19 protein-coding genes are annotated in these 21,305 nt (G+C 64.8%); 7 read left to right on the forward strand and 12 right to left on the reverse strand.

Annotated features, from left to right (window positions below; translation table 11 throughout):
- Positions 1-2: 2 nt before the first annotated feature.
- The 8 genes from CBI38_RS20270 to CBI38_RS20305 all read right to left on the reverse strand — a co-directional run bounded on the left by CBI38_RS20270 (position 3) and on the right by CBI38_RS20305 (position 8,416).
- A complete protein-coding gene (locus CBI38_RS20270; RefSeq protein WP_109335227.1) occupies positions 3-1,091 on the reverse strand; it encodes an MCE family protein in 1,089 nt (362 codons plus the stop codon).
- A complete protein-coding gene (locus tag CBI38_RS20275) occupies positions 1,088-2,128 on the reverse strand; it encodes an MCE family protein (RefSeq protein ID WP_109331616.1) in 1,041 nt (346 codons plus the stop codon). Before CBI38_RS20275 ends, CBI38_RS20270 begins: the two co-directional genes overlap by 4 nt.
- The gene (locus tag CBI38_RS20280) at positions 2,125-3,141 is read right to left on the reverse strand and encodes an MCE family protein (protein ID WP_109331617.1); all 1,017 of its coding nucleotides are present in this window, start codon (positions 3,139-3,141) and stop codon (positions 2,125-2,127) included. The genes CBI38_RS20275 and CBI38_RS20280 overlap by 4 nt, the downstream gene beginning before the upstream one ends.
- Positions 3,138-4,190, reverse strand: a complete 1,053-nt coding sequence (locus CBI38_RS20285; RefSeq protein WP_109331618.1) for an MCE family protein — start codon at positions 4,188-4,190, stop codon at positions 3,138-3,140. Before CBI38_RS20285 ends, CBI38_RS20280 begins: the two co-directional genes overlap by 4 nt.
- Positions 4,190-5,050, reverse strand: a complete 861-nt coding sequence (locus CBI38_RS20290; protein WP_109335228.1) for an MlaE family ABC transporter permease — start codon at positions 5,048-5,050, stop codon at positions 4,190-4,192. Before CBI38_RS20290 ends, CBI38_RS20285 begins: the two co-directional genes overlap by 1 nt.
- A 2-nt stretch (positions 5,051-5,052) precedes the next feature.
- Complete coding sequence (locus tag CBI38_RS20295; RefSeq protein WP_109331619.1) at positions 5,053-5,862, reverse strand: MlaE family ABC transporter permease; 810 nt, start codon at positions 5,860-5,862, stop codon at positions 5,053-5,055.
- Between the two features lie 11 nt (positions 5,863-5,873).
- On the reverse strand, positions 5,874-7,463 hold the full coding sequence (gene fadD5 / locus CBI38_RS20300) for a fatty-acid--CoA ligase FadD5 (protein WP_109331620.1): 1,590 nt from the start codon (positions 7,461-7,463) through the stop codon (positions 5,874-5,876).
- 161 nt (positions 7,464-7,624) lie between these two features.
- The gene (locus tag CBI38_RS20305; protein ID WP_109331623.1) at positions 7,625-8,416 is read right to left on the reverse strand and encodes an enoyl-CoA hydratase; all 792 of its coding nucleotides are present in this window, start codon (positions 8,414-8,416) and stop codon (positions 7,625-7,627) included.
- 374 nt (positions 8,417-8,790) lie between these two features.
- Between CBI38_RS20305 and CBI38_RS20310 the strand changes: the two genes are divergently transcribed.
- Complete coding sequence (locus tag CBI38_RS20310; RefSeq protein ID WP_109331624.1) at positions 8,791-10,032, forward strand: TetR/AcrR family transcriptional regulator; 1,242 nt, start codon at positions 8,791-8,793, stop codon at positions 10,030-10,032.
- Here the strand turns inward: CBI38_RS20310 and CBI38_RS20315 are convergent.
- Together CBI38_RS20315 and CBI38_RS20320 are read right to left on the reverse strand one after the other, a co-directional pair.
- Positions 10,021-10,953: an oxygenase MpaB family protein gene (locus CBI38_RS20315; RefSeq protein ID WP_109331625.1), complete on the reverse strand. Its 933-nt coding sequence runs from the start codon at positions 10,951-10,953 to the stop codon at positions 10,021-10,023. The genes CBI38_RS20310 and CBI38_RS20315 overlap by 12 nt on opposite strands.
- Positions 10,954-10,979: 26 nt before the next feature.
- Positions 10,980-12,512: an aldehyde dehydrogenase family protein gene (locus CBI38_RS20320; protein WP_109331626.1), complete on the reverse strand. Its 1,533-nt coding sequence runs from the start codon at positions 12,510-12,512 to the stop codon at positions 10,980-10,982.
- A gap of 154 nt (positions 12,513-12,666) precedes the next feature.
- On the opposite strand from CBI38_RS20320, the gene CBI38_RS20325 reads away from it, so the two are divergent.
- The gene (locus CBI38_RS20325; protein WP_109331629.1) at positions 12,667-13,839 is read left to right on the forward strand and encodes an acyl-CoA dehydrogenase family protein; all 1,173 of its coding nucleotides are present in this window, start codon (positions 12,667-12,669) and stop codon (positions 13,837-13,839) included.
- 46 nt (positions 13,840-13,885) lie between these two features.
- Complete coding sequence (locus tag CBI38_RS20330) at positions 13,886-14,575, forward strand: GntR family transcriptional regulator (RefSeq protein WP_109331636.1); 690 nt, start codon at positions 13,886-13,888, stop codon at positions 14,573-14,575.
- A gap of 36 nt (positions 14,576-14,611) precedes the next feature.
- On the opposite strand, the gene CBI38_RS20335 is transcribed toward CBI38_RS20330, so the two are convergent.
- Positions 14,612-15,553, reverse strand: coding sequence for an esterase/lipase family protein (locus tag CBI38_RS20335; RefSeq protein WP_109331637.1), 942 nt, complete (start codon positions 15,551-15,553; stop codon positions 14,612-14,614).
- Positions 15,554-15,782: 229 nt separating this feature from the next.
- Between CBI38_RS20335 and CBI38_RS20340 the strand changes: the two genes are divergently transcribed.
- Genes CBI38_RS20340 through CBI38_RS20355 form a run of 4 tightly spaced genes read left to right on the forward strand, consistent with a single transcriptional unit; the run spans position 15,783 to position 20,156 of the window.
- Positions 15,783-16,202, forward strand: a complete 420-nt coding sequence (locus CBI38_RS20340; RefSeq protein WP_109331641.1) for a chorismate mutase family protein — start codon at positions 15,783-15,785, stop codon at positions 16,200-16,202.
- Positions 16,199-18,271, forward strand: coding sequence for an aminodeoxychorismate synthase component I (gene pabB / locus CBI38_RS20345; RefSeq protein WP_109331642.1), 2,073 nt, complete (start codon positions 16,199-16,201; stop codon positions 18,269-18,271). Before CBI38_RS20340 ends, pabB begins: the two co-directional genes overlap by 4 nt.
- Positions 18,268-19,200: a prephenate dehydrogenase gene (locus CBI38_RS20350; protein WP_109331643.1), complete on the forward strand. Its 933-nt coding sequence runs from the start codon at positions 18,268-18,270 to the stop codon at positions 19,198-19,200. The genes pabB and CBI38_RS20350 overlap by 4 nt, the downstream gene beginning before the upstream one ends.
- Positions 19,197-20,156, forward strand: coding sequence for an AurF N-oxygenase family protein (locus CBI38_RS20355; RefSeq protein ID WP_109331645.1), 960 nt, complete (start codon positions 19,197-19,199; stop codon positions 20,154-20,156). Before CBI38_RS20350 ends, CBI38_RS20355 begins: the two co-directional genes overlap by 4 nt.
- A gap of 4 nt (positions 20,157-20,160) precedes the next feature.
- Here the strand turns inward: CBI38_RS20355 and CBI38_RS20360 are convergent, their stop codons facing one another.
- A complete protein-coding gene (locus CBI38_RS20360; RefSeq protein ID WP_109331650.1) occupies positions 20,161-21,045 on the reverse strand; it encodes a glycosyltransferase family 2 protein in 885 nt (294 codons plus the stop codon).
- Between the last annotated feature and the right edge of the window lie 260 nt (positions 21,046-21,305).

Consider the following 21,305-nt stretch of genomic DNA (forward strand, 5'->3'; position numbering starts at 1 on the left):
CGTCATCGTCCTCCGACCATGAGTTCACGTAGCCCGAACGGATCGGACATGCTGGGAGGGAATTGAATCGGGTTGGTGATTCCTGGTCCGCGGCAGAGGATCGGATCGACCACCTGACACAGAGGCGACGTCGGCTCCGCCTGCGCAAGATTGGTCGAGATGTTCAATCGGATGCGGGCACGCTGGTCGGGGGTGACCGCACGCTGAATGTTGTCGACGAGCAAGGGCAGCAGATCCATGATCTCGGCGAGGTCGGTGTCGTGCTGTCGAAGGACTCCACTCATTCCGGCGAGGTTGTCGATACTGGCACTCACGTCGCCGCCGCGAGCGGAAACGAGCTGATCGATGTGGTCCAGCAGAGTCGTGAGCTGCACTATCGTGGAGCCGATCTCGAACTGCTGTCCGGCGAACTCGTCGCCGACGACAGTCAGCGACTGTGCCAGCGAGTCGACCTGAGCCTGCCGCGCCGAGATCGTCGTGACGAGCACCTCGAGGTTATCGATGAGGGCGCCGAGATCCTCGCTGTTGCCGGCGACGACCGAACTCGCCTGGGACAGCGTGCGGATGGCATCGTTCATCGCCTGGCCGGTACCGTGAGTGGACGCCGCGGTGGCCGAGAGTGCGGCTCCCACGTTGCCGCCTTCCGGACCGAGCACCTCGACCACAGTCTCGACACTGTCCATCAGTTGGTCCCAGGTAATCGGCGAGTGACTGCGCTCGAGCGGGATGGTGTCGCCACTGTCCAGTACCGGTCCCCCGGTGTAGGCCGGTCCGAGTTCGACGAAGCGTTCACCGATCGCGGACGAGACCAGCACATACGAATGCGCATCCGCAGGAAGGCTGACATCGGCGGCGACCGACATGGTGATCAGGACCGTCGCACCCCTCGGTTCCACCGCCTCGACGGCGCCCACCGGGACACCCAGCACGGTGACCTTGGTTCCGGGAAAGACCCCGTTCACGTAGGCGAACTCCGAATGCACTGTGGTTGAGGACGAACGGAAGATCACCAGCCAACCGGCCACTGCGACCGCCACGACGAGCCCGACTGTCAGACCGATCCTCACAGCCCTGCGCTCCGCGGTCTTCACGAACACCCCGTCAGCAGTCCGACGACGCACAGAAGGTTGTCCGCGATGAAGGCGGAGGGTGCGGAGACGTCGGCCCAATCGCCCGTTCCGGTCGAGTTGACCAGGGCGCGTGCGGCCGGTGCACCCTGTGTGAGGAGGGTATCGATATTGCCCAGGTTGGCGTTGAGACGGTCCGTCACCTCACGTGCGTTCGCAAGCAGGAGGTCGAGATCGTGTGTGTTCTCGCCGAGGAACTGCGACGCCTGAGCTACCAGGGACTCCAGATCTTCGACCATCTGGCGTATCGCTTCCCGTCGCGTCGCCAGCGTCTTCATGACGACCTCCGCGTTTCCCAGCAGCGTCGACAACTGGTCCTGTTGACTTACCAGCACATCCGTCACAGTTCGGGAACTGTCGAGTAATTGCGTGATCTGGTCGGCATTCTTGGCCAGGATCGCGGACGCTGCACTGATCCCTGCCAGCGCATCCTGGTTGAGGGTGGCATCCGTGGGCATCGTGTCCGTGACCGTCGCAACCATTTTCTGCAGTCCCTCGACGTCCAGTTCGCTCGCTGCTTCGATCGCGCCGGACCCGATGTCGTCGAGGGAGTAGGGCACGCTGGTGCGGCTCAACGGGATCACTCCGTTCGACGGCGTTTCACCCGGCCCGGAAGGCGCGACATCGAGATATCTCCTACCGAGGATGGTCGACAGTTTCACTCCCGCCGAAGTCGTGGAGCCGAGGCGTCGTTCACCGTCGAGCCGGAAATGGACGTGGACGCGATCGCCGGCAAGCTCGACCTCCGTGACCCGGCCGGCAGGAACTCCGGCGACGTAGACGTAGTCCGAGGTGGTCAGGCCTGCCGCGTTGGCGAGTTCCGCGGTGTACGCGTCGGTCCGAACGGTAAAGCTCAGCCGAGGTACGACGAGGACGATCGCCAGAACCAGTGTGGCGGCCGTGATTCCCACGGCTCCCACGGCAAGAGGACTGACCGGTCGCACACGTTCCTTGCCGGACAGGGAGTCCCAGACGTCCCGAATCTTGTCCACGAACGTCATTGGCAATACCTCGAATGCAGGTCTGGGCCCAATGCGCCTTCCTGACCGTCGACATTGACGATGAAGGTGCACAGGTAGATGTTGAGCCACGATCCGTACTCGCCGGCGCGGTTGACGGAGGCGAAGAAGCTCGGAGTCGCCGTCATCAGGTGGTCGAACCCGGCGTTCGCGCCGAGCATCGCACCCGTGAGCGAATTCATCCGGTCTACCGTTCGGGTGAGTTCGGGAACTCGGCCGTCGAGGATGTCGATCATCGAGGCACTGACGGCAGCCGTGTTGTCGAGGGTATCGATCAACACGTCGTTGTTCTCGGCGAGCATCCCGGTGAACGCGGTGAGGCTTTCCACCAAGTGCGAGAGTTCTGGTCCCCTGGCGGCCGCGGTGGTGGCGACGATCTCGAGATTGCCGATGAGCTCACCGATGACCTGATCGTGATTAGCCAGATTTCCGGTCACCGCGGTGACCCGTCGCAGCAGGGTGTCGACACTGGTTCTCCGGCCGTCGAATACGGCGACGACCTCTGAGGCGAGTTCGTTGACCTGTGTGGGGTCGATCGCCTCGAACAGAGGCTTGAAACCATTGAACAGACTCGTCAGGTCCAGGGCAGGTGAAGTGCGGTCGAGCGGGATCGTCTCCCCCTCCTCGAGCGTGCCTTTCCCGATTTCTCCTGCGCTCAGGTCGAGGTACCGGACACCCAACAAGTCGCCGTACCGGATGGCGACGGTGGTATCGGCGGGCAACTTCTGATCGCGCTCCACCCGGAAACCGACCAGGGCGGAGGCGGTTCCGGCATCACCGTCCACGATCTGCACCGAATCGACCTTTCCTACTCGCACGCCGGCGATGGTGACGTCGCTGCCAGGCGTGACGCCCTGGGCGTCGGTGAACATCGCCTTGAATCCGACCGTCGGGCCCGGGACGGGGACGCGCAGGGTGTTGACCACGAGCACTGCGGCGCACACCGCGACGACCAGGAAGATCGCCAATTTGAACGCCGATCTGCGGACGTTCATCGACCACGTCCTTCACCGCAGTTGGGCCCGCTGAGACCGGGATAACGAGGGCAGTCCGCAGCGGTATACGGCCGCGGATTCGACAGGTCGGCAGCGACCCGCACCGCAAACTTGCCGGTCGCGAAAACCGATGCCCCTGCCTCGCCGAACGGACCCAGCTCGTCGAGTGTTGCCCGCAGCATGTCGGACTTACTCGCCATCGTGCCGAGGGTGGGTGAAAGATTCAATGCCACAGCGATCAACGAATCGGCGTTCTCCTCCACGACAGCCCCCGAGTTCCTGGAGACGACGAGACTGGCGGCGAGAAACCCGGTGAAGCTGTCGGCGTTCTCCACCAGGGTGTGCGACAGGGATGTCGCCGCCTCCATCGTGGCCAGTAGATCCGGGGACGCCGCACCCAGCTGCTCACTGAGACGGGCGATCTGCGGGGCGCGCTGCGCCACCGAATCGACGAGCGGCGCTGTCGCCTGCGCGACCTCGTGGAGGCTGTCGAGAGTGTGACCCAGCTGCTCGCCTCGGCCGCGCAGCGCGTCCGCGACCGCACTGAGGGCCGCCTGCATCTGTTCCGGCTCCACCTCCGACAACAGCTGATAGACACGCGAGTACAGGTCGTACATCTGCACCGTTTCGGTAGAGGTGTCGGGTGCGAGGTGCGCTCCCTCGGCGAGCCTCGCTCCGGCTGCGGCGCCGGTGGGTACGAGGTCCACGATCTGGTCGCCGAACAGGGTGCGGGGCACGATCCGAACGCGAACGCTCGCCGGGATGTGGTGGATCTGCTGGGGATCGAGGCTGATCTCCAACCCCGACTTCTCGATGCCGGGATCGACACTGGCCACGGTGCCCACCGCGGCGCCGCGGTACGACACCGTCGAATGCGACTTCACGGCGCCCGCCTCTGCAGGCAGGGTCGCGTGCACCACGGGATCGGTCACGATCGACTCGGTGCCGAAGCCTACGAGGAGAATCGATCCGGTGGCGAGGACGACGACGCCGAGCAGTCCGCGAACGGCGAGGGCGATCGTCCCTGGGCCGCCCGGGCGGCCCCGCATCACGGCAGCCCCAGCGCGGGAGCGGACGGCACGAGACCCCAGAGTGCGAGAGTCAACAGGAGGTCCACGATTCCGATGGCGAGGATGCTGGTGCGCAACGCGCGCCCGGCGGCCCGGCCGACGCCCTCGGGACCTCCGAATGCGTGATACCCGTACGAGCAATGCACCAGCGCAATGATGGTAGCGAAGACGATCGCCTTGACGAACGAATACAGGATGTCGGTGGGAGTGAGCATGAGATGGAAGTAGTAATCGTAGGTACCAGCGGACTGTCCGGCGAAGGTGACGATCACCAGCCGCGACGCCAGGTAGGACGACAGGAGCCCCACGATATAGAGCGGCACGACACAGATCAGGCAGGACACGAGCCGGGTGCTCGCCAGAAACGGCAGCGAGCGGATCGCCATCGCGTCGAGCGCGCTGATCTCCTCCGAGATCCGCATCGATCCCAGCTGCGCGGTGAACCCGGTCCCGACCTTGGCCGCGAGCGCTATCGACGCAATCACCGGCGCCAGCTCACGCGTGTTCAGAATCGCGGACAGGAGCCCGGACAACGACCCCATTCCCAGTAGATCGAGCCCGCGCAAACCCTCGATGCCCACCTGAGTGGCCGCAACAGCGGACATGGCGAACACGACTCCGATCGCGCCTCCGCCGGCGAGCACCGTGGCGCCACCGAAGCTGATGTCACCGACCTGGCGCATGATGTGCCGCCAGTACTTCACCACTGCTAGGGGTATTCCTGCGATTGCACTTCCGTAGAAGGTGAATTCCCGGCCCAGCCCCGTCAGCAGATTCAGGGGTTGACGAGCCTTCGACTTCGCCCAGTGCGCCGCGGACCATCTGGCATCGACCACCACCATCAGTAACCACCTACTGGGACGACGAGAACGGAATAAAGCTGACTGAGAACGGTATTCACGATGAACACCAAGATGAAAGCGAGGACCACTGCCTCGTTGACGGCATCGGCAACACCACTGGGACCGCCCTTGGTGTGCAGGCCCTTGAAGCTGGCGATCAGCGCTGAGGTGACGGCGAAGGCGGCGGACTTGACGAGCGCGACGACGAAATCCGAGAGCCGGGTGTATTGGGACAGTGCGGTGAGGAAGCTGCCGGACGAGGTGTCCTGGACGACGACCTGAAAGAAGAAGCAGGCCGACACACCGGTCGCCGTGACCATCGCGCACAGCGCGACCCCGACGACGACCGATGCGAGAACCCTGGGGACGACCAGCCTTTCGATCACGTTGAGCCCGATGACTTCCATGGCTTCGACCTCTTCCCGGATCGTGCGCGACCCCAGGTCGGCGCAGATCGCGGAACCCCCGACACCGGCCAGCATCAATGCGCATACCAGTGCGGACGCCTGCCCGACGATCACGAAGCCGACGACCGCCCCGGTATATCCCTCGGCACCGAGCTGACCGGCGAGACTGCCGATCGTCACAGCGATCAGAACCCCGATCGGGATCATGAGAAGCAGTGCAGGCGCCGAGGTGACCGACGCGAGCCTCCACGCCTGGTCGAGAAATTCTCGCCATGCCAGCTTGCGCCTGACGAGCACTCGCACTGCGGCAACCACAGTCGCAATCGAGAAACCGATGAGCGCACCGACCTCATGGGCGAATTGGCTCAACGGCCCCTTCGTGGGTGGCAGTTCGAATGTCATCTCGGCAGGGTTCAGACCACGACGCTGTTCGCGCCGTGCATTTTTCGAAGTTCGCCCTTGACGACCTTGCCGCTGGCATTGCGCGGTAACGCCTCGACGACGACGACGTCTTTCGGATGCTTGTAGCGGGCCAGTTTGTCGTCGAGCCATGCCGTGAGCTGGTCGGCCGAGAGGTCGTCACCGTCGTCGGCGAGCGCCACGATGGCCACGGGCACTTCGGTCCACTTCGGGTCGGGGCGGCCGACGACAGCTGCCTCGCGGATCCTCGGATGTGCGAACAGTACGTTCTCCACCTCTGCGCAGTAGATGTTCTCGCCACCCGAGATGATCATGTCTTTCTTGCGGTCCACGACGTAGACGAAGCCTTCCTCGTCCTGCCGCACGAGGTCACCGGAGTGGAACCAGCCGCCGGCGAAAGCCTCGGCTGTGGCGGTCGGGTTCTGCCAGTACTCCTGCATCATGGTCGGTCCGCGGTAGACGATTTCGCCGACGGTGCCCGGCTCGACGTCGTTCATCTCGTCGTCCACGATGCGGGTGTGGATCGTCGGGATCGGTTTGCCCACGGAACCGAGTTTGCGGATCGCGTCGTCGCCGTCGAGCACGCACGTGATCGGTGACATTTCGGTCTGCCCGAACACCGCGACGATCAGGGCGTGCGGGAAGGTGTCCGCCATCGAACGGAGGACCGTATCCGACGCCGGGGCTGCACCCCAGCTGATGACTCGCAGCGCGAGATCGCGACCCTCGACGGTGGGGTCGGCACACACTGCCTGCCACTGAACCGGTACCAGGAAAACCGAGGTGACCCGTTCCTGTTCCCACACGTCCAGCATCTCGGTGGGATGAAAGGCCTTGAGGGGATGGATCACTGTGGTCCCCCCGAGCATCAGCATGGGGGCGACGGAACCGAGCGCGGCGACGTGGAATACCGGTGACGCAAGGAACCCGATGTCGTCACCCCGGTCGTAGCGCATGGCGCGGATGCAGGTGATGGCCTGCCCGACCATGTTCGAGTGGGACAGCACCGCCCCTTTGGGGGTTCCGGTGGTTCCGGAGGTGTACAGAATGAGTGAGGCGGTGTCCTCCGGAAGGTCGACAGGGTTGTACGCAGGCCCGCCTTCGACGAGTAGCTCCTCGTAACCGAGCACGTCGCCCTCGGTCACCGCGCCCATGTTCACGACCAGGCTCAGCTCCGGAACTTCCTGGCGTACGGCCGCGATCAGCGGCGCGAGCGCCGGCTCGGTGAACACGGCACGTGCACCGGAATCGCGTGCGATGAACGCGACCTCAGGGGGTGTGAGCCGAAAGTTGACCGGCACGGCGATGGCGCCGAGCGCGTTGATCGCGAGCACCGCTTCGAAGAACTCGGTCCGGTTGAGGGTCAGGAGGAGGACGCGATCGCCGAACGCGACTCCACGGCGGGACAGTGCCCCGGCAAGCGCCTCGGAGCGGTCGTGGAGTTGACGCCAGGAGGTGTTCTGCCCGAGGAAGCGAAACGCGGCATGGTCCGGCTTCATCTCGGCATGGGTCGCTACCCAATTGTTCCAGTGGTTGCGGCGGGATTGCAGTGGCTGGGCGAGCAGCTCGCTACGAGATGGCATGTGTTCGTGGTCCCTTCGCTGTACTCGTCTCTTCCAGCGCGCTTCGACGGACTGCGCGATGGCTGTGACGAGTATTACAGATCATGACTGTGATCGGAACGGTTTTGTTAACCGGAATTCGCATGCTGAACGGATGCGGACGGCTCGAACGATCGGTGGAATCACCCCAGGAAGCGAGCCGCTCGCTTGCCGAGCATCGCGGTCACTCCCTCGACGAAATCCTGCCCCTGCAGCAGTTCGATCTGCCCGTCCTTCTCCCGCTCGAGGGCACCTTCGAGCGCTGTCAGCGTCGATGCCGTGAGCGCCCTCTTGGTCAGTTCGACGGCACGCCGCGGACCATGAGCCAGCTTCGCCGCGACGGCGTCGACGTGAGCCGCCAGTTCACCGGCCGGCAAGACTCCCGCGATCAACCCTTCACGCTCGGCCTCCGGCGCCCCCAGACGTTCACCGAGCAACGCCATCCGGGTGGCCCTCGCGCGGCCGATCGACGCAGCGATGAGCGCACTGGAACCGCCGTCGGGCATCAGCCCGATGTTGACGAACGCAAGGAGCAGGTACGCATCCTCGCAGGCGTAGGTGAGGTCGGCTGCCAGCGCGATCGAGGCGCCGACCCCTACTGCGGCACCGCTCACCTGCGCTAGGACAGGCACCGGCAGGTCGACGATGGCTCGTATCACCCTGTTCGCCGCCTCCATCACCACCTCGGGTGGCGCCTCCCTACCTCCCGCCGCCGCGGCGGCGGCGAGGTCGGCGCCCGTGCTGAAAGCCTTTCCCGCTCCGGAAATGACGACGACCCGGACGGAGCGGTCGGTGGCCGCGCCGGTGAGGATCGCACCGAGAGCTGTCATGTGCGCCAGGTCCAGCGCATTCATCCGGTCGGGGCGATCGATGGTGATCCGGAGGATCCCGCCGTCGCTGACGACGCGGAGGCCGTCGACCGCGGGAGCGGTCACGACGCTGCCCCGACGCGCATACCCGTCGCGTCCGAAAGTCGTCGAGTGATCAATGCTTCGGCTTCGGTGAATTTCGTTCTCAGCATCTCAGTGCACCTCTTCATAGGTGCCGCCCCGCGGCGGCCCGGTTATCGACGATGTAGAGCACGCGCAGCCCCGAACCGGCTGGACGCACATGCGAATACCGGTTAACTTATTCGCCAACTCGCACCGGTGTCAATGCTGGGCAAGCACTATCAGCACGTGCACACAAAGCTTTCGGCAGGTTGGCGCGAGCCGGGCCCCGGAACTGCACCCAGAGTCGATCGATACGCACGGGAGTGCCGGTTAAGATGTCGACCAGATAAACTGGCAGCACAGGCCGACTACCGGAGGTGACCGTGGCCCGGACCAACACGGCGGCCGGCGCCGCCACCGAAAGGCCCATTCGGCGTCGGCCGAAAGACCGCAAGGCGCAGATCGCCACCGTCGCTGCGGAAGCGTTCAGCGAGCGCGGCTACCACGCCGTCGGCGTCGACGACATCGCAGCCACCATCGGAATCTCAGGTCCCGCCCTCTACCGGCACTATCCCAACAAGTACGCCCTGTTCGTTCATGCAGCCACGACGACCGCCGATGCACTGCGCACCGCCGCCGACGATGCACTCGCAGGGCTCGAAGAGGCGGCCGCCGGGGAGCGGCTCGACCGGCTGATCTCCGCGCTGGTCACCAACACGATCGAACACCGCAAACTGGGGGGCCTCTACCGGTGGGAGGGCAGGTACCTCCAGGCCGACGACCGCATTCGCATCCGGAACGTCTTCGTCCACGTAACCCAATGCGTGGCGGCGCCGCTGCGAGAGCTGCGGCCGGAACTGTCGGCCGTCGATGCCACGACTCAGGGTGCCGCGACGCTCAGCGTGATGGCCAGTATCAGCGCACACCGCACCGCCCTGGCCACTCGTCGCCTCCACGCGCTTCTGACGAGCGCGTGTGAGTCGATTCTCCGCACGACCCGTCCGCCTGCCGTACCGACCGGTGAGGTGTCGGCACGAGTCGAGGGCGCGGGCGGCGGGCTGACCATGACGTCCAAGCGCGAGTTACTGATCAACGAGGCCGTGCACATTTTTGACCGGAACGGCTATCACGACTCGAGTATCGAGGAAATCGGCGCGGCCGCTGGGATCAATGCGTCCAGTGTGTACCGGCACTTCCCCAGCAAGGCAGATCTTTTGGCGGCAGTTTTCTATCGTGCGGCGGATCGGCTCGCAGTGGCGACGTCCGCTGCCCTGTCCGCCGCTACCGACCCTCGGGAGGCGCTGTGCACCCTGGCGGAGTCGTATCTGGAATTGGCCTTCCGCAATCCGGCCGTGCTGTCCGTCTACTTCGCCGAAATCGGGAATCTGCCCGAGAACGAACGACGAAATCTCCGCAACGTGCAGCGTCTCCACGTCGAGGAGTGGGTGCATCTCGTCACCGCGGTGCGGTCGGAGCTTTCGGCAGCCGAGGCGCGGTTCCTCGTACAAGCCGCGCTCGGCCTGGTACTCGACATCGGCCGGCTCATCCACTTCGATACCGCCGAGGAGTCACGCGCCCGGCTCCACGCTCTGATGGTGGCCGTCCTCCTAGGACAATGACGGACCAAGGGCGCCGCGGTGGTTGTCCTTGTCTGCGCCGAGGTCCCGCGGCCGGTAGCCCACCGGATAACCCGGATAACTGCGATTGCGCGCGTCCCGGGCGGCCTTCGAGCTGGTGCGCGGCGGCAGGAAGCGTACGAACTTGCCCCGCAATCGGAGCACACGCCGGGCGCTGTGCTGCAACCACACCGGTGCAGCGTCGAATCCGAACGCCGACAGCATCATCGGGTCGAGCAGAGCATTTACTCCCTGCGCCACGAAGGGCCGCACCGGCCTGGGGAACCACGAGCAGAATAAATCTCGCGTGTAGGTTCCGACGCGGTGGTTGTCCTCCGTGTACCGGAAGTGTTTCCGCTCGTAGTCGGCTTTGAACCGGTAGAAGTCCTCGTAGCTCGTGGGAATGTCCTTGATACCCATTCGAACCCCGACGCCGCGGTAAAAGTGGAAACACGCGAGGCGCTCGTGCGGAGTGAGCCGCCGCCACCCGAAGCGGTCGATCCAATCGATCGGCTCGTAGATGAACGTGGTGAGCACGTACAGCATGTCGTCATTGTCGATGTCGTACTTGCCGTGCATGCGGTTGACCACACGCAGGGATTCGATCCCCCGCTCGGAGTCGTACCCGTGTTCGACCAGTTCGGCCATCAGGAGGGCCGTGTCGTCGTAGCGCTTCTGTGGCCGCTTCTCGAATTCACCGGTGCGCTGGAGCAATTCGGAGACGGTCGGGACGCAGTAGGTCCGGAACAACGCGAACTCGAGGGACCGCTGGTAATCCCAGGGAAACTCGAAACCTGCCGTGATGCGGTGAATCTCCTGGTGATCACGCACCGGATCGAGTTGTTCGATTCGGTGTACCCAGCCATACCTGCCGCGGGGAGCGGCGCCTGGGGACCTGTCTGCAATGTCGTTCTTCATCAGCATGGGATTGTCGCCCTTTCCGGCCGCACTCAACGCCCGTGACGGTTCTTCAGCATCCAGGCGGAAACAAGCATGTCGCGCTTCTTTCGCTCCATCGTCAGCAGATTCAGCGGTGCCGCGAACCGCTGCCGGGCGATCGACTTGACCCTGCAGAACTCGCGCAGCCCGTCCGCTCCGTGGATGCGACCGAAACCTGAGTCTCCGACGCCGCCGAAGGGCAACGCAGCGACACCGGCGAAGCCCAGTACCGAACCGATCGTGACGACACCGACCCGCAAGGCTTCGGCCACACGCATCGCCTTTCCGGCGTCCTTCGTGAATACGGAAGCACCGAGGCCGAAGGCGGTACCGTTCGCTCTCGTCACCGCCTCGTCGAGACTAGCGACCTTGTTCACCACAACCGTCGGCCCGAAGGTCTCCTCGCAGATCGCCGTGCTGTTCTCCGGGACGTTGGTCAGGACGATCGGGCCCACGTAGCCGTCCTTGATGGAGTCGAGCCCGCCGACCACGGCGGAGCCACCCTTGTCCAACGCATCCTGTACGTGACGGCGCACGACGTCCGACTGGCTGGTCATCGTCATCGGCCCGTAGGACGCATCCTTCGGACCAGGGTGCAAAGCCTTCGCCTTGTCGGTGACCAATCGGACGAAATCGTCGTAGACCGAGTCGACCACGTAGATTCGTTCCACTCCGGCGCACGTCTGCCCGGCGTTGCCCATGGCACCGAAGACGGCGAAGCCGGCTGCTTCCTCGAGATCTGCGTCCGAGTCGACGAGCATGGCGTCCTTGCCGCCTGCCTCCACGACGATCGGAGTCAGCGTTTCCGCACACGCGGCCATCACCCGCTTGCCCGTCGCGGCAGAACCGGTGAAGGCGATCTTGTCCACGCCGGCTGCGACGAGCGCCGATCCGGTGGATCCATCACCCGTGACGACCTGGAGGACGGGCTGATGCGGGACGAGGGCCGCCCACTTCTCGGCGATCCATACCGCCACCCCGGGGGTCAGCTCGCTGGGCTTGAACACCACGGCGTTGCCCGCCGCCATTGCGTAGGAGACGGAGCCCATCGGGGTGTACACCGGATAGTTCCACGGACCGATGACGCCGACCACGCCCATTGGCTCGTATCCGACGCTGCTCGCCTGATTGGCACTGACCAGGCCGGAAGCCACCTTGCGGCGGCGCAAAACTTTGCCGGCGTTCTTGGTGGCCCAGTCGAGGTGCTCGATCGCGAGCATGACCTCGAGGAGTGCGTCGTCGTACGGCTTTCCCGTTTCGTCCGCAACGAGCCGGGCGAGTTGCTCGCCGTCCCGCGCCATCGACTTCTTCCAGTCGAGCAGCCACTTCGTGCGGCCGTCGAAACCGAGTCCCTTCCACCACTGAGCCGCGCTGCGTGCTCGCTCGACCGCGTCACGCACGTCACGCTCGCCGTGGATGGGGTACTCGGCCAGTACCTCGCCGGTGCGCGGGTCCAGGGACGAGAACGTTCCTGGTGACGGTTCCGCGGAAGGCAATGGCGTGGTGCCCGCACTCGTGTCGGTCGTCTCGGCCTGCTGTGGCATGGCGCTTCCTCCCTGAGATCACATCAAATATATGTGATGTGATGTAATGTAGTGGACATCACAGTATGCGGCTGACCGCATTCCGGCAAGCCCCGCACAGACCCCTGCGCCGGGCCGGCCGTCCGCCGCCTCACCCACGAGGAGCCCTTCGCACATGAGCGTCGAATTCACCAGTGAACAGAAAGACTTCGCCGCGGCGATCGCCGATTTCTGCAGGCGCGAAACCGGCACCCGCGCACTGCGGGACAAGCTGACGAACCACGGTGAGCACAACCACAACCAAGACATCTACGAAAAGATGGCCAAGCTCGGCTGGCTCGGAATCACGATTCCCGAGGAATACGGCGGGTCGGGCGCCAGCCTCGTCGACATGTGCATCCTTCTGGAGGAGGCTGCCAAGGGAATGGCCCCGATCGGTGGCATCGGGCCTACGTGGATCACCGGTGGCGCGTACGCCAAGTTCGGTACCGAGGCCCAGAAGGACGTCGTACTGCGCGGCATCGTGGCCGGCCGCTCGCAGTCGATCTCGATGTCCGAACCGGAGGCCGGATCGGACGTCGGAAATCTCAGCACCCGCGCGGAGAAGACCGCCGACGGCTGGGTGATCAACGGGCAGAAGACGTGGTGTTCCAACGCGCACTTTGCCGACAACATCCTGCTCGTGGCTCGCACGGGGCAACCGGTCACGCGCGGCGCGGGAAGTTCTGCCGGGGAGGGAAAGCACGAGGGGCTGACGATGTTCCACGTGCCCGCCGGGACGGAAGGGCTGACGATCAGCGGCATCGGCACCATGGGCGGCAAGGAGGTGAACGACCTCTACTTCACCGATTGCGCGCTTCCCGCGGATGCCGTGGTCGGCGAGGTCGGCAACGGCTGGCGGCAACTGATGACCGGTTTGAACTTCGAACGCCTGATCCTCGCGGCCATGATGCTCGGTACGGCGCAGCGGGCGTTCAACGACACCCTCGAGTTCATCACCCAGCGCAAGCAGTTCGGGAGGCCGGTCGGAACGTTCCAGGTACTACGTCACCGCATCGCCGATCTCGCCACCGAAATCGAGTGCTGCAAGCTTCTCGTCTACAGCGTTGCCAAGGAGGCCGACGCCCACCCTGACAGGATGCTGGCCCGCGAAGCGTCCATGGCCAAGTTGAAGGTCACCGAGACTGCCAAGAAGGTGGCGCTCGAAGGCATGCAGATGATGGGCGGTTACGGCTACGCCACCGAGTTCGACATGGAGAAGCATGTTCGCTCGACCCTCGTCTCCAGCATTTACGGCGGCACCAACGAAATTCAGCGCGACATCATCGGTAAGACCTACGGCTTGTAAGCACTGCTCGCGGTTTATGCTGGTTGCCGCATCTAAGGAGTTACCCATGACGTTGCCCTCCGTGTCACGAAGCTCAGCGGCCCTGCGCCGTCGACCGCAGCTGTCCGACGACGTCGCCGTGCACGTGCGGAACCTGATCATGTCCGGGGGCGTTCGTCCGGGTGACTTCATCCGTCTGGACGACACTGCCGCGGAGCTGGGAGTCAGCGTCACGCCGGTGCGCGAAGCCCTCCTGACCCTGCGCGGTGAAGGGCTCGTCGAACTCGTCCCCCACCGCGGCTACGTGGTCGCCCCACTCAGTCGCGAAGACGTCCACGACCTCTTCTGGCTCCAGAGTCAGATAGGCGAGGAACTCGCGGTGCGGGCCACCCGGGCGGCCACCCCCGAGGCCATCGAGGAATTGACCGATATCAACGACAAGCTCGAGCGGGCGGTGGAGGACAACGACGCCGCCCGCATCGAGGATCTCGAGTTCAAGTTCCACCGGGTCATCAACCACCTGGCGAACGCGAACAAGCTGTCGTGGTTCCTTCTCAGCGCCACTCGCTACACGCCGGCGCACTTCTACTCCTCGGACCCCGACTGGGGCGAGTCGGCGGTCGCGAGCCATCGCCGTCTCATCGCGGCCATGGCGGAGAAGAAGGCCGACGTGGTGGGAGCCGAGAACAAGGCACACTTCATGGACGGTGCCCAGCGATTGGTCGCCCACCTCGACGAGATCGGCATCTGGGACTGAGTCCGCCCCGACTAGGTGCCGCCCTCAGGGCACGTCTCAGCCCGCCTCACAGGGGGCCGGGTTCCGGTCGGCGTACGTGGGGTCGAGAGCCCGCTGAATGATGTAGAGCGCGCGCGGATCGGTCGTCAGCTCATTGTGCTCGGCAGCGTTCGACTCGCACCCGTCCTGAAGCCACACGTTGTGCACGGTCGCACCCGGTCCGGCGGTGAGGAACGTGTTCTCCGGTGGAGTCGAGACCGTGTCCCGGCGACTCGCGACCACTGTGTACTCGATACCCGGGTCCGTGTCGCCCGCGGCATTGAGAACCTGCAGGAACGGCGAACCGACCATCTGCTGGATGTACGAGGGCCCGACGGCCACGCCGGCGAGCGTCGTCACGGGCACACCCAGAGCCTGGGCGACTGCACCGAGCATCTGCACGTCCCCGAAACTGGTGCCGTGATTGGTAGCACCCAGCGTGACGAGCGAATGCACCTTGTTCAGGGCGGGATTGTTGCGATCGGCGCCACCTTCGAAACGGAGGTACTGCCGGGAGAGCGTGCCACCGAGCGAGTGCCCGACGATGTCGACCTGCGGGGCACCCGTCGTGGAACGGACCCGATCGACGAACACCGCGAGTTGCTGGGCCGACTCGGCGATGTCGGCACCGCCGAACATGCGCAGCAGATTGCCTTCGGTGAGACCGGCGACCTGCCCGTAGTTGAGGGCGAAGACGCAGTACCCCTCGGCCGCGAGAGCCGGCGCGAGGTCCTTCCAGGTGGCCGCCATGCTGACCCATGTGCCGTGCACGAGCACGACCGGGCGGGGGTGCTCGGGCGAGGGCTTGCAGTTCCAGTCGTTCGCCCCGGACAGCACCGCAGGATCTGCGACGGGCTCGGGCTCAGTCGCCGCAGGGTCCGCCGCTGCAGGTGCCGCGCCGAGCATCAAGATGCCCGCAAGCACTAACATCAGGGCCTGGGTGGCCGACGAAATACGCATATGCCTCATATCCTGGATAGGCCGAAAATAGACTTCTGGTTACGTTACCCAAAAATCCATCGAAGTCTCAATCCGTGATTGAGACTATGGGGGTGATCACCACCGGTTCGCATCCGCAACCCGATATTTCGCCGTCTCGGCAGTCCGGGAGGCGCGGAGAAACGAACCACCACTGACACACGATAGTCGGGATGAGAAAGCTACTGCCGATCGAGTGACTGGGGCGACTATGTATTTCTCCGTAGAAGAGGGGAAGAGCGATGATTCCGGAAAGGCCCCTGACGCGTCGGCGCACCAGGCACTCGAGGATCTGCGCGCCGAACTCGACGCCGTCGACGCCACCCTGCTCGACGCCGTAGGCCGGCGACTCGAAGTGTGCCGACGTATCGGTGAACTCAAGCGACGCTCCGACATCGCGATGATGCAACCGCACCGGATCGGCCTGGTGCACGAACGCGCTCGCCGCTACGCGGACAGCCACTCCCTGTCCCCCGCCTTCTTCGACGCGCTCTACGACCTGCTGATCGCCGAGACCTGCAGGCTCGAGGAGTTGGTCATCAACGGCGAGACGGGCGCGAGCGGTACCGGTGACAATGGCCACAACGGCCACCACCGCCCCCATCCCTCGACGAATGTCGAATCGTCATGAGTACGCGGACGCTGCTCGTCGACAACTACGACTCCTTCACCTACAACCTCTTCACTTTGCTCGCGGAGGTGAACGGCGAGCCCCCGACCGTCGTGCACAACGACGTCGAATGGGACTCCGTGCCGTGGTCCGAGTTCGACAACATCGTCGTCTCCCCCGGTCCGGGACGCCCCGAACGCCCCCGTGATTTCGGCATCAGCGCCCGGGTCATCGCCGAAACCGGACTGCCCGTCTTAGGGGTGTGCCTTGGTCACCAGGGACTGTGCCAGTTGTTCGGCGGACAGGTCGTCCTGGCGCCTGAGCCGATGCACGGGCGCGTATCGCTCGTCGAACACCACGGCAGCGAACTCTTCGAGGGCATCCCGTCGCCGTTCCCCACGGTGCGTTACCACTCGTTGATCGCGAGGGATCTGCCCGACGACCTCGAGGCGACGGCCTGGACCACCGACGGTCTCCTGATGGGCGTGCGTCACCGGAGCCGGCCCCTGTGGGGCGTCCAATTCCACCCCGAGTCGATCAGTACGGCGTTCGGACACGAACTGCTCGCGAACTTCCGCGACCTCACCCCGACGCACTCGGGTACACCGACTCCCGGGTCGATGCTGAAGATCCCCGTCCCGCACGCGCCGTACGTCATTTCGCAGGTCCGCATCGACCACGAGGTCGACCCGCGCACCACCTTCGAGGATCTGTTTGCCACGGGGCCGAACGCCTTCTGGCTCGACGGCACGTCGGCATCCGAACCGACTTCGCGCTTCACCATCATGGGCAACTGCTCTGGGCCCCGAGCCGAGTACATCACCTACGACGTCGGTGAATCGATCGTGCGGATCATGCGCGAGGGGCTACCCGTGGAACAGGTCCACGCCCCGTTCTTCGACTACCTGGAACGCCAACTGGCGGCCAGGTCGGTTCCCGGACTCCCCGGAGTGCCGTTCGGGCTGGGCTACGTCGGCTATCTGGGCTACGAACTGAAGGCCCAGACGGGTGGCGCCGCCGCCCACCGATCGCCCACCCCCGACGCTGCACTCGTGTTCGCCGACCGGGCCGTGGTCATCGATCATTCCAACGAACGCACGTATGCGCTGTGTCTCAGCGATCACCAGGACGATCCCGAGATGCGCCGGTGGCTCGACGAGATGGAGGCGGCGCTACGGCGGCTCGCGGAGCCCGACCACCCGGTGTCGGCAGTGCCTCCTATCAGGAAACCCGAATCGACGGAGCTGGCACTGCGTCACGACCACGACCGGTATCTCGAGCACATCGCGTCCTCGCTTGCCGAGATTCGGACGGGCGAGTCGTACGAGGTGTGCCTGACCAACATGGCGACCGTCGATCAGACGATCGATCCACTGCACACCTTCGAGCTGCTTCGCACCATCAGCCCCACTCCGTACAGTGCGTACCTCCAGTTCGCGGGCCTGTCGGTTCTCAGCGCGTCGCCCGAACGCTTCCTGCGGATCGGCCCGGACCGCGTGGTGGAGTCGAAACCGATCAAGGGAACGCGTCCGCGTGGGGCGACCCCGGCCAAGGATGCGGCCCTGCGTCAGGACCTGCTCGACAGCGAGAAGGACCGCGCCGAGAACCTGATGATCGTGGATCTCACGCGCAACGATCTGGCGCGGGTGTGTGTGCCGGGGTCGGTGCACGTTCCCAAGCTCTTCGACGTGGAAACGTATGCAGCGGTCCACCAGCTGGTGTCCACGGTGCGTGGGACGCTCAGTGCCGATGCCTCGGTCGTCCAGTGCGTCCGCGCCGCCTTCCCCGGCGGTTCCATGACGGGCGCGCCGAAGATCCGGACGATGGAGATCATCGACAGGCTCGAGTCGGGACCGCGCGGTGTCTACTCGGGAGCGATCGGTTACTTCTCGCTGACCGGCACCGCTGACCTGTCGATCGTCATTCGGACCATCGTCGCTACCGGCAGCGAAGTGACCTTCGGGATCGGCGGCGCCATCACGGCACTGTCCGATCCGGAGGAAGAATTCGACGAGGCCATGGTCAAGGCCGCCACCATGGTGCGGGCGTTGTCCGTCACCGCGGACACCCCGAACGAAATAGGACCATGACCATTCCGGCGACATCATCCCGGACCGTCGCACTGATCGGCGGCCGCGGTGATGTCGGCCGAATGCTGACCGGTCGGCTCCGCGGCGACGGCATGCGCGTCCGGACCGTCGACATCGACGTTCCGGATACGGCCGACGCCGACTCTGTGCAGGGCGACATCACCGATCCGTCACCCGAGGTGCGCGCGGTGGTGCAGTCGGCTGACGCGGTGGTGCTGGCGGTACCGGAAACCGTGGCGCTGAACGCACTGACGTTCCTGTCCGAGTCGCTGGCCGAGCACGCCCTGCTGGTCGACACCCTGTCGGTGAAGTGCCGATTCGACGCCGCTCTGCGGGCGAACCCGCTGCCCAACAGTGCCCTCGGAATCAACCCGATGTTCGCCCCCGCACTGTCGCCGCAGGGCAGGCCGATCGCGGCGGTGACGTATCAGGACCGCGGTGACCTCGGCTGGTTCCTGACGTCACTGTCCGGGTGGGGTGCGACGGTCGTCCATCTGGACGCCGAGCGCCATGATCGGCTGACCGCACTCACCCAGGCACTCACCCACGCCGGTGTGCTCGCATTCGGACTGGCGCTGGGCGAACTGGGGGCCGACGGCGCCGAGCTGACGGCGATGGCAACCCCACCGCACTTGATGTCCCTCGCCCTCCTCGCACGCGTGGCGGGTGGGGTACCCGAGGTGTACCGGGACATCCAGGCCGGCAATCCGTTCGCCGCGCAGGCCCGACGCGCGCTCACCGACGCGATGCGCACTGTCGACCAGACCGTCGAGAACGGCACCGACCAGGACTTCGCCGACCTCATGTCCCGGTCGATCTCGACACTCGGTGACCGGCGCGAGCCCCTCGCCCGCCTGTGCGCCGAACTTTTCACCGACCTCCAGCACACCGCGCCCCGGTTCTGGGACGGGAACGGAGAATCCTCATGACGATCGACAACGCCCACGCCCTGCCGGAGCACGACCCGAACGACCCGGTCGAAAGCGCCGTGGTTGCCCGGCTCGCCCGCAATTGGGGGCAGCGGGCGACAGTGAAGAAGCCGGAACCTGATCTCGACACCCTGTTCGACCTCGACAAGCGGGACTACCCCGACGAACTGCTGCCTTTCGCCGACCACGACTGTTTCCGCCACGCACCTGAGGATCAGCAGAACAGACTCCGCGCGTGGGGCTGGATCGCGTTCAACAAGAACGTGATGGACATCGAGCAGTACGTCGTGAATCCGGGCTTCGATCTCGTCGCCCACGACGCCCTCGACACCGGTATCGGCGACACGTTCGTGGTAGCGGTACACGAGGCCATGGTCGACGAGCAGTACCACACGCTGATGCATCTGAATGCGAGCGCGGTGACGCGCAGGCGCCGCGGCTGGGCCATGCCGAACAACGCCTTGCCGGACGTGCTGACACTACGCCGCCAGCGTGCCGCCACCGCTGACGCCGCCGACCCCCGGAAGCGGGCGATCACCACCTTCGCCTTCATGACGGTCGCCGAGATCTCCATCAGCTCGTACCTGGACCTCATCTCCGAGAACGAGGCGATCCAGCCGGTGAACCGGGCCACGGTGCGACTACACAATCGCGACGAGTACTGCCACGCCTCCATCGCCGACGAGATCGCGGGCGTCGTCTACGACACGCTGGGGCCCGACGACCGGCGGCACCTCCTGGACGGGCTCGTCGATGCGATGACCGCCTTCAGTAGCAACGACTACTCGACGTGGCGCACTATCGTCGAGGTCATCGACCTCCACGACGGCCAGACGATGATCGACGACGCCGAACACGACACAGGGCGTTCTGCTCTGGTGCAGGACTTCGGCGGTATTCACAAACTGTGCAAGCACCTCGGCGTCGCGGGCGAGATGTCGTTCGACTGGGCATAGCACCTCACACGTGCGCGCGAGGCTGCGGTCGCCGTTCGGCGCCGGCGAAGAGGCGGCCCAGCGAGAACGACTCCCGCTCGGGATCCCACGCACGGAACGGCACCCACATGAGGAGATAGAACGGCATCGCGGTCGCGGCGACAGCGAACGTCCCGAGGGCCGCCGACAGGCGCTTGCCGTGCAGCGCAAGCGTGCGAGGACCGCGCAGCACGTAACGCCAGTAACTGCCCACCGGAGACAGATACCGACGACCGGAGATGCTCGCTTCCATCCCCGGCACCATCGCACAGGACAATCCCTCGCTCTGCAGGGTCAACGACAGATCCGTGTCTTCGTGGACGTCCTCGCCGTCGTGTAATGCGGACTTGATGTCCTCCCACGCCGTCTTGAGAATCGCCATGTTCGAACCGAAAAGTCCGGGCGCGGCGATCGACTCACCCCGTTCCAGTTTCGCCTCATTCTTCGCATTCATCTTTCGCTGCAAGGACGCGAACAGCCCCTGAAACGGAAGGTCATAGCAGGTGCAGGTACCGGTCGCCGCGGCATATCTGTCGCTGTGCCGGGAAAAGAACGATTTGATATTCGCGGCCCAATCCTCATTAATTTTCGTGTCGACATCAATTCTCGCTACGATATCTCCCGTCGCGGAATTCATTCCCGTGCTACGCGCAGGCGCACAGCCCTGTGCCACTTCCTTGACGAGCCGCACCTTGGGTTCCCGGTGCTGCGCAGCAGCAACTATCGCTGCCGTCGCGTCGGTCGAGTTGTTGTCGACCACGATGACCTCGTCGATGTGATCGATCTGCTCGAATATCCTGTCCAGACACTCCTGGATTGCCGCTTCCTCGTTGTACGCCGGGATAACCACAGACAGAGTTGAAATCGACATGCCTCAGTAATAGCAAAGGTTCCGCATATCCGCGCACCGAGGCCCATTAGTTGGACAATTGTTCAAAATACTCTCGGTCTGTCGCGAATACGCTCGCCACCTGAAGTTATCGAGTAATTCACACGGCACGGTACCGACGGCGGGTTATGCGCCGATTTAATGAACTCGAAGTATTTATCGAGGCGAAAATATCACCGGGGTCGGCTCCGGCCCGTCCTGGCGGCGGAAGAGACGAGCTCTCCCACCGCCAGGACGATGCC

Origin of the sequence: Rhodococcus oxybenzonivorans, from assembly GCF_003130705.1 — a bacterium.
Lineage (GTDB): Bacteria > Actinomycetota > Actinomycetes > Mycobacteriales > Mycobacteriaceae > Rhodococcus_F > Rhodococcus_F oxybenzonivorans.

Coding starts and splice junctions, on each gene's coding strand:
- pabB (WP_109331642.1), top strand. CDS start 16,199: ATGAGTACGCGGACGCTGCTCGTCGACAACTACGACTCCTTCACCTAC.
- fadD5 (WP_109331620.1), bottom strand. CDS start 7,463: ATGCCATCTCGTAGCGAGCTGCTCGCCCAGCCACTGCAATCCCGCCGC.
- CBI38_RS20350 (WP_109331643.1), top strand. CDS start 18,268: ATGACCATTCCGGCGACATCATCCCGGACCGTCGCACTGATCGGCGGC.
- CBI38_RS20335 (WP_109331637.1), bottom strand. CDS start 15,553: ATGCGTATTTCGTCGGCCACCCAGGCCCTGATGTTAGTGCTTGCGGGC.
- CBI38_RS20315 (WP_109331625.1), bottom strand. CDS start 10,953: ATGCTGATGAAGAACGACATTGCAGACAGGTCCCCAGGCGCCGCTCCC.
- CBI38_RS20325 (WP_109331629.1), top strand. CDS start 12,667: ATGAGCGTCGAATTCACCAGTGAACAGAAAGACTTCGCCGCGGCGATC.
- CBI38_RS20275 (WP_109331616.1), bottom strand. CDS start 2,128: ATGACGTTCGTGGACAAGATTCGGGACGTCTGGGACTCCCTGTCCGGC.
- CBI38_RS20285 (WP_109331618.1), bottom strand. CDS start 4,190: ATGCGGGGCCGCCCGGGCGGCCCAGGGACGATCGCCCTCGCCGTTCGC.
- CBI38_RS20355 (WP_109331645.1), top strand. CDS start 19,197: ATGACGATCGACAACGCCCACGCCCTGCCGGAGCACGACCCGAACGAC.
- CBI38_RS20280 (WP_109331617.1), bottom strand. CDS start 3,141: ATGAACGTCCGCAGATCGGCGTTCAAATTGGCGATCTTCCTGGTCGTC.
- CBI38_RS20330 (WP_109331636.1), top strand. CDS start 13,886: ATGACGTTGCCCTCCGTGTCACGAAGCTCAGCGGCCCTGCGCCGTCGA.
- CBI38_RS20360 (WP_109331650.1), bottom strand. CDS start 21,045: ATGTCGATTTCAACTCTGTCTGTGGTTATCCCGGCGTACAACGAGGAA.
- CBI38_RS20340 (WP_109331641.1), top strand. CDS start 15,783: ATGTATTTCTCCGTAGAAGAGGGGAAGAGCGATGATTCCGGAAAGGCC.
- CBI38_RS20320 (WP_109331626.1), bottom strand. CDS start 12,512: ATGCCACAGCAGGCCGAGACGACCGACACGAGTGCGGGCACCACGCCA.
- CBI38_RS20295 (WP_109331619.1), bottom strand. CDS start 5,862: ATGACATTCGAACTGCCACCCACGAAGGGGCCGTTGAGCCAATTCGCC.